13 protein-coding genes are annotated in these 13,311 nt (G+C 75.1%); 7 read left to right on the forward strand and 6 right to left on the reverse strand.

Going from position 1 to position 13,311, the window contains the following annotated elements:
- Window positions 1-165: 165 nt before the first annotated feature.
- On the forward strand, window positions 166-1,218 hold the full coding sequence (locus tag ABTZ03_RS24015) for a terpene synthase family protein (protein WP_350515115.1): 1,053 nt from the start codon (window positions 166-168) through the stop codon (window positions 1,216-1,218).
- Here the strand turns inward: ABTZ03_RS24015 and ABTZ03_RS24020 are convergent.
- Window positions 1,169-2,038 (reverse strand): alpha/beta fold hydrolase, encoded by an 870-nt coding sequence (locus ABTZ03_RS24020; protein WP_350515116.1) that lies wholly within the window; start codon window positions 2,036-2,038, stop codon window positions 1,169-1,171. The two genes, ABTZ03_RS24015 and ABTZ03_RS24020, sit on opposite strands and share 50 nt — an antisense overlap.
- Before the next feature lie 113 nt (window positions 2,039-2,151).
- Between ABTZ03_RS24020 and ABTZ03_RS24025 the strand changes: the two genes are divergently transcribed.
- A complete protein-coding gene (locus ABTZ03_RS24025) occupies window positions 2,152-2,565 on the forward strand; it encodes a winged helix-turn-helix transcriptional regulator (RefSeq protein ID WP_350515117.1) in 414 nt (137 codons plus the stop codon).
- Here ABTZ03_RS24025 and ABTZ03_RS24030 read toward each other — a convergent pair.
- Window positions 2,556-5,372, reverse strand: coding sequence for an AfsR/SARP family transcriptional regulator (locus tag ABTZ03_RS24030; protein WP_350515118.1), 2,817 nt, complete (start codon window positions 5,370-5,372; stop codon window positions 2,556-2,558). The genes ABTZ03_RS24025 and ABTZ03_RS24030 overlap by 10 nt on opposite strands.
- Before the next feature lie 215 nt (window positions 5,373-5,587).
- On the opposite strand from ABTZ03_RS24030, the gene ABTZ03_RS24035 reads away from it, so the two are divergent.
- The gene (locus ABTZ03_RS24035; protein WP_350515119.1) at window positions 5,588-6,130 is read left to right on the forward strand and encodes a hypothetical protein; all 543 of its coding nucleotides are present in this window, start codon (window positions 5,588-5,590) and stop codon (window positions 6,128-6,130) included.
- A gap of 89 nt (window positions 6,131-6,219) precedes the next feature.
- Here ABTZ03_RS24035 and ABTZ03_RS24040 read toward each other — a convergent pair whose 3' ends face one another.
- Together ABTZ03_RS24040 and ABTZ03_RS24045 are read right to left on the reverse strand one after the other, a co-directional pair.
- Window positions 6,220-6,663 carry a DUF5946 family protein gene (locus tag ABTZ03_RS24040; protein ID WP_350515120.1) on the reverse strand — a complete coding sequence of 148 codons (444 nt, stop codon included), beginning with the start codon at window positions 6,661-6,663 and terminating at the stop codon, window positions 6,220-6,222.
- Complete coding sequence (locus ABTZ03_RS24045; protein ID WP_350515121.1) at window positions 6,660-7,172, reverse strand: GNAT family N-acetyltransferase; 513 nt, start codon at window positions 7,170-7,172, stop codon at window positions 6,660-6,662. The genes ABTZ03_RS24040 and ABTZ03_RS24045 overlap by 4 nt, the downstream gene beginning before the upstream one ends.
- A gap of 190 nt (window positions 7,173-7,362) precedes the next feature.
- Between ABTZ03_RS24045 and ABTZ03_RS24050 the strand changes: the two genes are divergently transcribed.
- From ABTZ03_RS24050 to ABTZ03_RS24065, 4 genes are all read left to right on the forward strand, one after another.
- On the forward strand, window positions 7,363-8,313 hold the full coding sequence (locus ABTZ03_RS24050; protein WP_350515122.1) for an ABC transporter ATP-binding protein: 951 nt from the start codon (window positions 7,363-7,365) through the stop codon (window positions 8,311-8,313).
- Window positions 8,310-9,158, forward strand: coding sequence for an ABC-2 transporter permease (locus ABTZ03_RS24055; protein ID WP_350515123.1), 849 nt, complete (start codon window positions 8,310-8,312; stop codon window positions 9,156-9,158). The genes ABTZ03_RS24050 and ABTZ03_RS24055 overlap by 4 nt, the downstream gene beginning before the upstream one ends.
- 107 nt (window positions 9,159-9,265) lie before the next feature.
- Window positions 9,266-10,582 (forward strand): sensor histidine kinase, encoded by a 1,317-nt coding sequence (locus tag ABTZ03_RS24060; RefSeq protein WP_502894565.1) that lies wholly within the window; start codon window positions 9,266-9,268, stop codon window positions 10,580-10,582.
- Window positions 10,579-11,262: a response regulator gene (locus ABTZ03_RS24065; RefSeq protein WP_350515124.1), complete on the forward strand. Its 684-nt coding sequence runs from the start codon at window positions 10,579-10,581 to the stop codon at window positions 11,260-11,262. The genes ABTZ03_RS24060 and ABTZ03_RS24065 overlap by 4 nt, the downstream gene beginning before the upstream one ends.
- Before the next feature lie 71 nt (window positions 11,263-11,333).
- On the opposite strand, the gene ABTZ03_RS24070 is transcribed toward ABTZ03_RS24065, so the two are convergent.
- Both ABTZ03_RS24070 and ABTZ03_RS24075 read right to left on the reverse strand, forming a co-directional pair.
- Window positions 11,334-12,047: a DUF2278 family protein gene (locus tag ABTZ03_RS24070; RefSeq protein WP_350515125.1), complete on the reverse strand. Its 714-nt coding sequence runs from the start codon at window positions 12,045-12,047 to the stop codon at window positions 11,334-11,336.
- 246 nt (window positions 12,048-12,293) lie between these two features.
- Window positions 12,294-13,115 carry a lipase family protein gene (locus ABTZ03_RS24075; RefSeq protein ID WP_350515126.1) on the reverse strand — a complete coding sequence of 274 codons (822 nt, stop codon included), beginning with the start codon at window positions 13,113-13,115 and terminating at the stop codon, window positions 12,294-12,296.
- Window positions 13,116-13,311 lie beyond the last annotated feature (196 nt).

Genomic DNA, 13,311 nt, shown 5'->3' on the forward strand with positions numbered 1-13,311 from the left:
CCCGACCCCCGTCGACCCCCCGCCCCCCCTACCTCTACCCCCCAACCCCCCCCAACACCGCGCACCCCCCCCCCTCCCCCCCGACCCCGCGCCCCCCGCCCCCCCCTCCCCCCGTCCCCCCGTCCCCCCGTCCCCCCGTCTCCACCCGACAGGAGTGCGCGCGCCATGGACCAGATCACCCTGCCCGCCTTCCGGATGCCCTTCCCGGCCACCGGCGGCAACCCGCACCAGGAGGAGGCGGGCCTGCGCATGTGGGCCTGGGCCGAGGCGTTCGGCCTCTGCACCTCGCCCGGGGTGCGCCGCCGGATGCTGCGCACCCGGTCCGAGCTGTGGTGCGCCCTGACCGACCCGACCGCCGGGCCGGGGCCGCTCGCGCTGCGCTGCCAGTGGACCTTCTGGGCGTTCGTCGTCGATGACGCCTTCGACGACGACGGCTGCGGGCAGGACCTCGCGCGCAGCCGGGCGGCGATCGACGAACTGACCGGTGTCGTGAACGGCGTCCGCCGCCCCACCAGCCCGGCGGCGCTCGCGCTGGCCGACCTCTGGCGGCGCACCCGGGCCGGCCGGTCGTCCTCCTGGCGGCGGGCCTTCCGCGCGGACGTCACCGGCTGGCTCTGGACGTACTGGCGCGAGGCCGTGGAACGCGCCGCCGGCCACACCCCGCTGCCCGAGGACTACCTCACCCACCGCCGGCACTCCATCGGCATGGGGATGTTCCTGGACCTCTTCGAGACCCCGCCCGCCATCGACCTGCCCGAGCACCTGCGCCGACTGCCCGCACTCCTGGCCCTGCGCGGCGCGGTGGTCGACCACATCGCCCTCTACAACGACATCTGCTCGGCCCGGAAGGAGGGCGCGGCCGGCTACTACCACAACGCCGTCTTCGTGCTGCGCCACCACCGGGGCGGGACGGTGCAGCAGGCCGTCACCGAGGTCGACGCCCTGCGGGCCGCCTGCGTCGAACGGGCCGTCAGCGCCGAGGAGCAGCTGCCCGCCCAACTGGCGGCCGCCGGCGCCACCCGGCCGATCCGCGCCGCCGTGCAGCTCTACGCCGGGCACCACCGCTCCCTGCTGCGCGGCGACTTCGAGTACCACGCCCGCGCCGAGCGCTACCGGCCGGACCCGGAGGCGCCGCCCGCGCCGGGCCCGCCGCCCGGCCCGGACGTCTTCACGCCGCGTCCGCGTCCGTACCGGCCAGGAACGGGCGCAGCAGCGTGAGCAGGGCGTGCGGCCGGTGCAGCGGGATGATGTGGCCGCAGTCCTCGATGAGGTGTCCGGTGAGGTCGTCGGCGATCGGGCGGAGTTGGCGTTCCAGCGCCGTGCCGACGGGCCGGGCGCCCAGCGCCAGCGTCGGCACCGTCAGCCGGGCGGTGGCGACCGCCCGCTCGATCTGTGCGGCGCTCTCCGGCAGGGCCCGGTAGTACGAGAAGGCGCGGCTCAGGGCCTCGCGGCCGGTGTACGCGCGGACGAAGGCGTCCCGGAGGGCGGGGCGCACACCGTCGCCAAGCGTGCCGGTGCTCAGGAACCAGTCGACGTAGGCGGCCTCGTGGCCCTCCAGCACGGTCTCGGCGAGGCCGGGCGCGGCGGAGTGGAAGCCGAACCACCACGGCGGCCCGGCGGCGAGGAAGTCCTCGGCGCCGGGCAGCCGGCCGAGCAGGGACTCCATGACGACCAGGCGCCGGACGAGACCGGGCCTGCGAAGGGCGAGCAGAAAGGCCGGCGCGGTGCCCGCGTCGATGCCCACCACCGCGGCCGAGTGCACGCCGAGCGCGGTGAGGAGCGCCGCGGCGTCCTCGGCCAGGGTGCCCGCGTCGTACCCGGAGGCGGCCCGGCCGCTGGCGCCGAACCCGCGCAGGTCCGGTGCGATGACGAGGTGGCGGTCGGACAGCTCGGCCATGACGTCCGTCCACAGCTCCCAGGTGTGGGGGAAGCCGTGCAGCAGCAGGACGGCGGGGCCCGATCCGGCGAGGGCGACGTTCAGTTCGACACCGTTGGCGAGGACGCGGCGCAGTTCGGGTGTGGGGTGCGGTTCGGGCATGGCGGGACTCCGGGTACCTGGTGAGGAACGGTGAGGAATGGTGACCAGGTCACGCTAGGGAACTATCCTGGGCTGCCCAAGACGGCACTTTCCCTTCAGGTGGTGAGCCCCAGGTGACCACGGCGACGCCCGGCGGACGTGACCGGCGACCCGGCGAGCACGGCGACCTGCTGGATCCGCTCTGCCCGACCCGCCGGCTGCTGGACCGCCTCGGCACCAAGTGGACGTCGATGACGGTCAAGGTGCTGGCCGAGCAGGCCCCGGGGGAGCTCCGCTTCGCCGAGCTGCGGCGCCGCATCCCGGGCATCTCGCAGAAGATGCTCTCCGTCACCCTGCACGGCCTGGTCCGCGACGGTCTGGCCGCACGCCGGGTGGAACCCACCGTGCCGCCCGCCGTCCACTACCGGCTCACCGGGCTCGGGCTGTCCCTCGAAGGACCGCTCTCCGCCCTGCGGGTCTGGGCCGAGACGCACATGGCGGAGATCGACCGCAGCAACCGGCTCGCCGACGAGTCGCCTCAGATCTGACGAATGGTCAGGTCACTCACGCCCGCACCCGGTGGCGGTGGGGCTTCGAGCTCGGCGAGGGTGGTCGACACCACTGTGCGCAGCCGGGAGTTGGGGGTGTGGGTGTCGAGCAGGGCGAGGGCCTGGTGGAGGTGGGCGGCGGCTTCGGCGGGGCGGGCCTGGCGGCGGTGGTGTTCGCCGAGGTAGTAGAGGGTGATGCCCTCCAGGACGCGGGTGCCGGTGCGGCGGTGGCGGGCGAGGCAGCGGTGGAGGCGGTCGGCGGCCTCCTCGGGCCGGCCGGCCAGCAGGGCGGCGATGCCGAGGTTGGTCTCCAGGGCGCCGATCGCCCAGTCGTCGCGGCGGTCGGGCGGTTGGGCCGCCAGGAGGGCGAGGGCCTCCCGGGAGTAGGCGGCGGCCTGGTGGTGTTCGCCGGTTTCGAGGCACTGGTCGCCCAGGTTGCCGATGACGTGGGCCTCGCCGACCTGGTCCCCGGCGGCCGCCAACAGGGCGCGGGCGCGGTGGAGTTCGGCGCGGGCCTGGTCGGGCCGGCCGAGGGCGCCGAGCGCGGTGGCGAGGTCGTTGCGGGCGTGGCCCTCGCCGAAGCGGTCGCCGGACCGCTGGGCGGCGGTGACGGCGATCCGGTCGGCCTCGACCCACTCGTCCAGGTGCGGGCTGACCGCGTAGTAGCTCCAGAGCAGTACCGGGAGCTGCCAGGCGTGGTCGGAGCGGCCGTGCCGGGCGGCCTCGCGGATCACGGCGAGCAGCTGGGTGTGCTCCTCCTCGCACCAGCGGAAGGCCTGCGCCGGGGTGGTGAACCCGGGTGGCACGTACCAGGGTTCGGGCGGTGGCAGCGGGATCCGTCGGCGCTCGGGGGTGATCAGCAGGCCGGCGGCCTCGGCGTGGTGCAGGTACCAGGAGCAGAGCCGGGCGCGGGCGGCCGCGCGTTCGCCGCAGCGGGTCTCGGCGGCGCACCGTTCGCCGGCGTACAGGCGCAGCAGCTCGTTCAGCCGGTAGCGGTCGCGGTCCAGGTGGGTGAGCAGGTGGGCGGTGGCGAGCCGGTCGAGGACGGGCCGGACGGCGGCGGTCGGGGCACCGGAGAGCGCGGCGGCGGCGTCCGCGGTGACCTCGGCGGCCGGGGCGAGGGCGAGCAGCCGTAGCAGGGCGCCGGCCTCGGCGGGCAGCGAGCGGTAGGAGAGGTCGAAGGCGGCGCGGACGGCGGAGGTGGCGTCGCCGTCGATCTGCAGGGCGGTCAACCGGTGTTCCTCGTCGCGCAGTTCGGCCGCGTGGTCGGCGAGGCTGCGGTCCGGGCGGGCGGCCAGCCGGCTCGCGCTGATGGCCAGGGCGAGCGGCAAGTGGCCGCAGGCGGCGGTGAGTTCGGCGGCGGCCCCGGGTTCGGCGCCGGTCCGGTGCGCGCCGCTGATCCGGGCGAGCAGGTCGAGGGCGGCGGGCGCGGGCAGGACGTCGAGCACCAGGGAGCGGGCGCCGTTGCGGGCGGTCAGTCCGTCCAGCCGGGTCCGGCTGGTGACCACGGTGCGGCAGTCGGGGGCGCCCGGCAGCAGCGGCCGGACCTGGTCGGCGTCGCGGGCGTTGTCCAGGACGACCAGCAGGCGGCGCCCGGCCAGCAGGGAGCGGTAGAGCGCGGCGGCCTCGTCGGGGGCGGTCGGGACGCGCTCCCCGGGGAGGCCGAGGGCGCGCAGGAAGCGGGCCAGGACGGTGTGCGGGGTGAGCGGCGGGTCGACGGAGAAGCCGTGCAGGTCGGCGTAGAGCTGCCCGTCGGGGAACCGGTCCCGGGCCCGGTGGGCCCAGGCGACGGCGGTGGCGGTCTTGCCGACGCCGGCCGGGCCGGAGAGGGCGAGGACGGCGGCGGGGCCGGTGAGCAGCCGGTCGAGTGCGCCGAGTTCGGCTTCCCGGCCGACGAACGTGGGCAGCGGGGGCGGGAGTTGGGCGGGCCGCGGGGTGTCGTCGGGCGGCTCGGGTCGATCGGTGTGGCCCGGCTCACCGCAGGCCCGGTCGCTGCGGGTCTGTTCGCTGCGGGTCTGTTCGCCGCGGCCCGGCTCACCGCGGGCCGAGCCGGCGCGGACCGGGTCGGTCGCGAGCAGGTCGAGGTGGAGGGCGCGCAGCTCCGGTCCGGGGTCCAGGCCGAGTTCCTCGGCCAGCCGGTCCGCGAACCGTCGGTACACGGCGAGGCCCTCGGGCGCGCGGCCGGAGCCGTGCAGGGCGCGCATCAGCTGTCCGGCGAAGCGCTCCCGGAGCGGGTGGTCGGCCACCAGGGCGGTGAGCTCGGGCACGGTGGCGCGGTGGCGGCCGAGGGCGAGTTCCAGGTCGAGGCACTCCTCCCAGGCGGTGAGGCGCAGTTCGTCGAGGGCGACGGCGCCGGGGGAGCCCACGGCGCCGGAGAGCCCGTCGAGGGCGGGGCCGCGCCACAGTCCGAGCGCCTCGCGGAGTGCGGCCGCGGCGGTCTCGGGCCGGCCGTCGGCGGCCGCGCGGCGGGAGCCGGTGAGCAGTTCGGTGAAGCGGTGGGCGTCGAGGCGGTGGCCGGTGAGGGCGAGGCGGTAGCCGGGGCCGTCGGTGAGCAGCGCGGGCGGCGCGTCCGGGTCGGCCTCGGCGAACCGGCGCCGGAGCAGCCCGGCCAGGTTGCGGGCCTGGCGGCCGGCGGTGGCGGGCGGCCGTTCGTCCCACACGGCGTCGACCAGCCGGGTCACCGGGACGGCGCTGTCGGCGTTCAGCAGCAGGGTCGCGAGCAGCCGTTCCGTTCGGGAGCCCTCCAGGGGGATCCGCCGCCCGGCGCCGGTCCACACCTCCAGCGCTCCGAGGATCCTGAACTCCAAGCGGCCCTCCCCGGGACCTGCGGCGACTGCGATGGGGCATCGCCTGAGTGCGTGATGTGACAGAACGATGACCAGATCATGCCAGTTGTGTGCGTGCGGTTGAGAGGTTTGTCGTGCACCGGCTGAAACCAGTCGGTCACAGCACGCGAACCACCTCCTGTGCACCGCGCTCCACCCCACGCTCCACCCTTTTGCCCAACCATGAGGAGTTGTCGATGAACCGCCTGAAGAAGGCCGTCGCCACCGCGACCGCCGTCGCCGCCGCCGCCCTGGTCCCGCTCACCGCCGCACCGGCGGGCGCCGCCACCGGCCCGGCCACCCACCTCGGCATGACCTGGGCCGCCCTCTCCTACGGCCCGGACGGCACCGTCCAGGTCGGCGGCCCGGGCGGCAGCCCCAGCGACGCCTACCACGGCGACACCGCGCCCTCCGTCGCCCTGCCCGTGCTCTGCCTCAACGTCGACGGCAGTCCGGCCCCGGCCGGACTGAACATCGGCTTCTACAACGGCTGGGCGCAGGGCACCGTCGCCCTCAGCCCGGCGGTCAAGGGCTACCGCCTGAACAGCAAGGCCGCCGCCGACAGCATCTGCCAGGCCTCCTTCGGCGCCGGCTGGCGCCAGGCCGAGTTCCACGACGGCCACTTCGGCCCCGACCTCGCGCAGACCGGCGGCTGGACCTTCTGGGCCTACGGCAACATCCCCAACAACACCCGGTTCTGGACGGCCATCAACGACCAGCCGGCCAACCCCTGGAACTGAGCCGGAGCGCTCCGGGTCCGCGCCCCCGCGCAGCGGGCGCGGCCCCGGGCCGCACGGCTCCCTGAAACCCCGTCCCGGTCCCGGTCCGGCTACCCCGCGTGGCCGTCCCAGGCCGCCAGCGTGGCCGTCGCCCAGTCCCGTACCCGCTCCGGGAACCCGGCGGCCGGGAAGGTGCCGTCCAGCGCGACCTGCTCGATGGTGACCGCGAACCCGCCCCGCGGCGCTGCCGGGGCCGCCGTCACGCTCCGTGGCGGCCCGCCCGTCACCCGGTGCGAGTTCGCCCGGCGGGCCCGACCGATCAGCCGCTCCACCGCCGGCAGCCCGCCCGTCAGGTACGCCCGGAGGAACGCCCGCGCGCCCGCCCCGCCGTCGCCGGGCAGCCGGCCCGGGTGCTGGAGCAGGAAGCAGGACACCGACACCCCGTGCAACGGCCCCCACGGCTCCGCCCGCGCGTGGTCCAGCGCCAGCAGCAGGTGGAACAGCGACGTGCAGTCCCGTGCCCCGCACTCCCCGCAGCGGCCGTCGCCCGTCACCGGCGCACGGTTCCGTTCGCGGTCCCGCCCACGGCCTTGCTCATCGACATCGCCTGCACGCCGTAACCGCAACGGCGGTACAGGGCGATCGCGGCCTCGTTGCCGCCGAAGACGTTCAGGGCGAGGCCGGTCATCCCCTCGTCGGCGACCAGCCGCTCGGCGGCGGCCAGGACGGCGGCGCCGTAGCCCCGGCGGCGGAACTCGGGGAGGACCCGGATGTGGTATAGCCAGGCCGTGCCGGAGGTGCCCGCGCCCGAGCGGGGGTCGGGGCCGATCCAGGCGCTGCCGACGACCTCGCCCGCGGCGTTCTCGGCCACCACCAGGTGGTGGCCTTCGGTGGCGCGGCCCTGGGGCAGGAAGGTGGCGGTGCCCGCGCGGGAGCGCTCGCGCGCCAGCTCCTCGGGCATCAGCTTGGCGAGCTCGGCCGTGGTCTCGGCCTCCCGCACCTCGGTCGCCGACCGGTACTCGGCCTCGGTCATCCGACGCAGCGTCACGCTTCGATCGTCCATCCCGCCATCCTGGGGCAGCCGGCACCGCCCGCGACAGCGCTTTTACCCGGGGTAGGGCGAAGACGTGGTACCGCGGTACTACGCGCCCTCCGATGATCAGTCCCCGGTGCCGTCGATCCGGCCGCGCCCGGCCCTAGCGTGGAACCGTGGGCGGCCGGACGGACCGGCCCCTGAACGGTGAGGGTGAGCGATGATCGAGGCGCACCAGCTGACGAAGCGGTACGGGGAGAAGACCGCCGTGGACGGGCTGGACTTCACGGTCCGGCCGGGGGCGGTGACCGGCTTCCTGGGGCCCAACGGGGCGGGGAAGTCGACCACCATGCGGATGATCGTCGGGCTCGACGCCCCGACCGGCGGGTCGGTGCGGGTCAACGGCCGCCGGTACGCCGAGCACGCCGCGCCGCTGCAGGAGGTGGGCGCGCTGCTGGAGGCCAAGTCCATCCACCCCGGCCGCTCGGCGTTCAACCACCTGATGGCCCAGGCCCACACCCACGGCATCCCGCGCCGTCGGGTCGAGGAGGTCATCGAGCTGACCGGCCTGCAGTCGGTGGCCCGCAAGCGCGCCGGGGCGTTCTCGCTCGGCATGGGCCAGCGCCTCGGCATCGCGGCCGCCCTGCTGGGCGACCCGGCCACGGTGATGCTGGACGAGCCGGTCAACGGGCTCGACCCCGAGGGCGTGCTGTGGATCCGCAACCTGCTCACCTCGCTCGCCGCCGAGGGCCGCACCGTCTTCGTCTCCTCGCACCTGATGAGCGAGGTGTCGCTGGTCGCCGACCACCTGATCATCGTCGGGCGCGGCCGGCTGCTCGCCGACACCACCGTCCAGGAGCTGGTCCAGCAGGCCGGCGGGGACGTCGTCAAGGTCGCCAGCGCCGACCCGGCCCGGCTGCGCTCGGTGCTCTCCGGCCCCGGCGTGGAGATCACCGGCCGTACCGGCTCGGAGGAACTGCTCGTCACCGGGCGGACGGCCCGGGAGATCGGGCTCACCGCCGCCGAGCACGGCATCGCGGTGTTCGAGCTGACCCCCCGGACGGTCTCCCTGGAGGAGGCGTTCATGGAGCTGACCCGGGACGCCGTCGAGTACCACGGCACCACCACCGCCACCACCGCCACGACCGAGACCGTGAGGAGCGCGGCATGACCACCATCGCCCCCAGCCAGACCGCCACGCCCGCCGACCCGCGCCCCGCCCGCCCCGCCTACAAGGTGACGGCCGCGCGCGTGCTGCGCTCGGAGTGGGCCAAGCTCTGGTCGCTGCGCTCCACCTGGATCACCCTCGGCCTGGCGCTGCTGTTCCTGGTCGCCTTCGGCCTGATCGCCGCCTTCCAGTTCAAGTCGCGGATCACCTCCGGCCGCCCGATGGACCGGGACTTCGCCGACGCCAGCGCGCTCAGCCTCTCCCTGTTCGGCACCAACTTCGCCCAGCTGGCGCTCGGCGTGCTCGGGGTGCTGGTCGCCGCCGGCGAGTACTCGACCGGCATGATCCGCTCCACCCTGGCCGCCGTGCCGCGCCGCCTGCCGGTGCTCTGGTCCAAGGCCGCGGTGTACGGGGCGATCGCGCTGGTGCTGGGCACCGTCGGGGTCTTCGTCACCTTCTCGGCCGACAGCGGCATCCTGTCCGGCACCCGCGCGGCGATGACGCTCTCCGACACCGGTGTGGTGCGCGGCCTGCTGGGCGCGGGCCTCTACCTCGGCCTGGTCGGCGTGATCGGCGTCGCCCTCGGCGCGCTGCTGCGCTCGGTGGCGGGCGGCATCGCCGTCCTGGTCGCCTCGCTGATGCTGATCCCCGGGCTGACCTCGCTGCTGCCCACCTCCTGGCAGAGCCACATCAGCCCCTACCTGCCCAGCCACGCCGGTGAGGCGATGTTCGCCCTGCACCACGACTCGACCACGCTCTCGCCGACGGCCGGCCTGCTGGTCTTCCTCGGCTGGACGGTGCTCGCCCTCGCCGGTGCGGCCGTACGGCTGGTGCGCAGCGACGCCTGAGCAGCATGCCTGAGCAGGCAGCGACGCCTGAGACACTCGCGGTGCGGCGCCGGGACCGACCGGCGCCGCACCGCGTCCTTCGTCCGAGCAACAGGGAGAACCCACCGGTGAGCGAGGAGTACGTCACCCCGGCCGGCCCGGCCGTGCCCGCCGACGCGCTGTCCGGCCACCCGTTGTACGGCCGGCTGGCCCGGATCGGCCAGCGGCTGCGGGAGGCGGACCGCGCCCACCCCTGGGTGCTGGACACCGCCGTGGTGGCCGCGGTCTTCCTGATGTTCTGCCTGCCCGACCTCGTCCACGGCCACGGCGACGGCGGCCCGCGCGAGCACCGGTTCACCTTCGTCCGCCCGCCGCTGCCGGCCACCCTGGCCCTTCAGGCGGGCCTGGTGCTGCCGCTGCTGTGGCGCCGGCGGCGGCCCACCGCGGCCTTCGCCGCGATCATGGCGGTGTTCGTGCTGCAGTGGTCGCTGGGCGTCGCGCTGCGCGCCGACGCCGCCCTGCTGGTGGCGTTCTACAGCCTGGCCCTGCACGGCCGGCTGCGGTACCTGGCCTGGGCCTGCGGTGTGATGGCCGGGGCGATGGCGCTGGTGGCGGTGGAGGTCTCCGGCGGCGGACTGCCGGTCGGAGACGCGCTGTTCTTCCTCGGCAGCGCCGCCACCGCGGCCGTCGCCGTGGGCATCGCGGTCCGGGTGCGCCGCGCCCAGCTGGCCGGACTGCGCGAGCGCGCGGCCCGGCTGGAGATCGAGCGCGACCAGCGCAGCCGGCTGGCCACCGCCACCGAACGCACCCGGGTGGCCCGGGAGATGCACGACATCATCGGCCACAACCTGTCCGTGATCATCACCCTGGCCGACGGCGGCGCCTACGCCGTCCAGGCCTCGCCGGAGCGCGGCCGGGAGGCCCTGCAGCTGATCGGCGAGACCAGCCGGCAGGCGCTCGGCGAACTGCGCCGGATGCTCGGCGTCCTGCGCGACCAGGCCGACCAGTCCGCCGAGTTCAACCCCCAGCCCGGCGTCGCCGACCTGGACGGGCTGTGCGCCCGGATCCGCGCGGCCGGCCCCCAGGTGGTCTACACCGTCAGCGGGGACCCGGACGGCCTGGACCGCGGCGTCCAGCTGATGGCCTACCGGATCGTCCAGGAGGCGCTGACCAACGCCCTCAAGCACGCCGGACCGGAGACCGGCGCGCACGTGACCCTGACCGTCGACGACGCCCGGCTGCGGGTGCGGGTCCGGGACAGCGGCCCGCCCGACGGCGTCCGCCGGCCGGTGCGCCCGGACGGCGAGGGGCACGGCCTGGCGGGGATGCGCGAGCGCGCGGCCCTGTACGGCGGGACCGTCACGGCGGGCCCCGGCCCTGGGGCAGGATGGACCGTGGAGGCCGAACTGGACCTCACCCCCGACCCGACAGGCGGCCACCCGTGACCACCGTCCTCATCGTGGACGACCAGCCACTGCAGCGCTACGGCTTCCGGATGCTGCTGGAGAGCCAGCCCGACACGGAGGTGGTCGGCGAGGCCGCCCACGGCGGTGAGGCCGTCCGGCTCACCGCCGACCTGCGGCCGGACGTGGTCCTGATGGACATCCGGATGCCCGGCATGGACGGCATCGAGGCCACCCGGCAGATCGTCGCCAGCGGCGGCCGCTCCCGGATCCTGGTGCTCACCACCTTCGACCTGGACGAGTACGCCCACGCCGCGCTGCGGGCCGGGGCCAGCGGCTTCCTGCTCAAGGACGCCCGGCCGGAGGAACTGCTGGCCGGGATCCGCGCGGTGGCCGAGGGCGACGCCGTGGTGGCCCCCGCGATCACCCGGCGGCTGCTGGACGCCTACGCCCACCACCTGCCGGTCCGCCCGGCCGGCGCGGCACCCGCCGAGGACCCCCGGCTGGACGCGCTGACCGAGCGCGAGCGGGAGATCCTGGTGGCCATCGCCCAGGGCTGGACCAACAACGAGATCGCCCAGCGGCTGGTGCTGGCCGAATCGACCGTCAAGACCCACGTCAGCCGGGTGCTGGCGAAGATCGGCGCCCGGGACCGGGTGCAGGCGGTGATCTTCGCCTACGACCGCGGCCTGACCCGGCCCAATCCGCCGATCTCCGGCTGACGCGGAGCCGCGGGACGTCCTTAGGGCGTATCTGACAATTCCCGCCGGGCGCGCGAATTGTCAGACACGCCCTACGCCTGGCTGCTGGAGCTCTGCTCCGGCGCCCGGCCCGGGTGCGGGACGGTGGCCGGCAGGGCGTGGCCGGTGCGGTCGTCGGTGTGCCAGGACTGCGACTGGAAGGCGAGGAACACCGCCGTCCAGCGGTTCTCGTCCGGCAGGTGGATCAGCAGGCCGCCGTCCTGGTAGACCCCGTCGTCGCCGCGGAACTGGCCGCTGTTGCCCTGGTTCATGTGCACGTCGTGCACGCCGTTGCCGGGCAGGAAGCCGAACACCTTGTCGGGGACGCCGGGTTCGGGCCCGAAGCGCTGGCCGAACACGTACACCGCGGCGTCGGCGTCGGCGATCGCGCGCTGCACGTAGTGGTCGAGCAGGTCGGCGAGGTCGTTGTCCGGGCCCGGGAGGTCGGGCGGCAGCACCCGCATCGCCGTGTGGTCGAAGAGCTTGCCGCGGACGAAGTCCAGGCTCGCCGTGCCCGGCCGGGAGGCCAGCGCGGTCCAGCCGCTGCCGGCGGCCGGCAGCAGCCCGGTGACCGGGTGCCGGAAGTCCTCGTCGGCGAGGTACAGCAGGTCCGAAGGGGCCTGCTGGGAGAGCACGTTGACGGCCGCGCGGTAGTCGGTGCCGTCCGCGTCGCGCAGGTGGATCTGGTAGTGCGGGGTGCCGGTGGCGCCCTCGCGGCGCCGGTCGACGGCGGAGGCGGCGAGCACGCCGTAGTTGTTGATCGGCATCGGTCGGTTCCTCGGATGGGGGTGGGCAGGAGCACCTCCGTTATCGTCCATGGGACGGGTGGGGCACCGGGGAATCGACGATTGTTCATCTGCCGTCCCCCGTACGGGTCTTCGCTCCGCCGAACACGGGCGACGGTCCCGAACAAAGGCTTCGCGCGGGGTCACCGCCCGGCGCTGCGGTCGGAGTGAGCGCCGGAGCCGGCGCCCGGGGCGGGGGCCCTGGCGCCGGCTCCGGGGTGGGGTGGCTCAGAGGTTCTTCTCCAGCGCCGCCAGGTAGTTGCGCATGAAGTGGTCGCGCACGCCTTCGCCGGTCGGTTCGAAGGCGGCGGAGGTGAGGCCCTTGGCGCGGTTGGCGATGCCCGCGAGCATGCCCCCGGCGCCCTGGTGGACGACGCCCGAGGAGTCGATGAAGTGCAGGGCCTCGGTGTGGGTGAAGGCCGGCTCCGGGGGCAGCTGGGGGACCACGTCGTTGTTGTTGACGAAGCGGTGGCTCCGGCCCTGGAACGCCGTGTTGTACGCGGCGGTGAGCAGCCGGTCGCAGGTGCGGGGCTGGCCGAAGGTGTACACGCCGTCGGCCGTCAGCCGGGGGTCCTCCAGGCTCAGCCGGGCGGCGGCGAGCATCGCGAGGGCGCCGCCGAGGCTGTGGCCGGTGAACCAGACGCTCTGCTCCTCGGTGCGCAGTTCGCCGAGGGCCTTGCGGACGTCGGGGAAGACCGACTCCAGGGCCTCGGCGAAGCCGTAGTGGACGTAGCCGGTGCCGGCCGGGCCGGGCCAGGGCGGGGTGCTGGAGTCGGTGAGCCAGTCCCGGATCTCCTTGGGCTCGGTGCCGCGGAAGGCGACCACGATCATCCGGTCGCTCGCCATGGTGTAGGCCTGGGTGTCCTGGAGCGGGAACGGCGGGGTGAACCGGGTCTCGTGGTGGCGTACGGTCTCGAAGCCCCAGTCCCGGGCCTGCCGGTCGACGGTGGCGTCGTCCTGGTACGCCAGGTCGGCGGCCCGGGCCAGCCAGTAGGCGTGGGCGAGGCTGTAGCCGGAGGCGCTGTGGTCGAAGGTGGTGGGCACGGCCATGGCGGGACCGCCTTTCGTCGGGTGGGCGTGATCCTCCGTTGGTAGCGGAGCCGCCCCCGGCGGTCGGGGCGGCGGTGCCCGGGAGTCACTCGAACGGCGTCGCGAAGACGCTCGAATACCAGTGCGCGTTTCCGTGTCGGCCGTTGGATGCACGGCGATTGCGGGTGCGGGCGGTGGGTGAGCCACTGGGTCGGGT

It is taken from the genome of Kitasatospora sp. NPDC096077, assembly GCF_040303245.1.
Taxonomy (GTDB): Bacteria; Actinomycetota; Actinomycetes; order Streptomycetales; family Streptomycetaceae; genus Kitasatospora.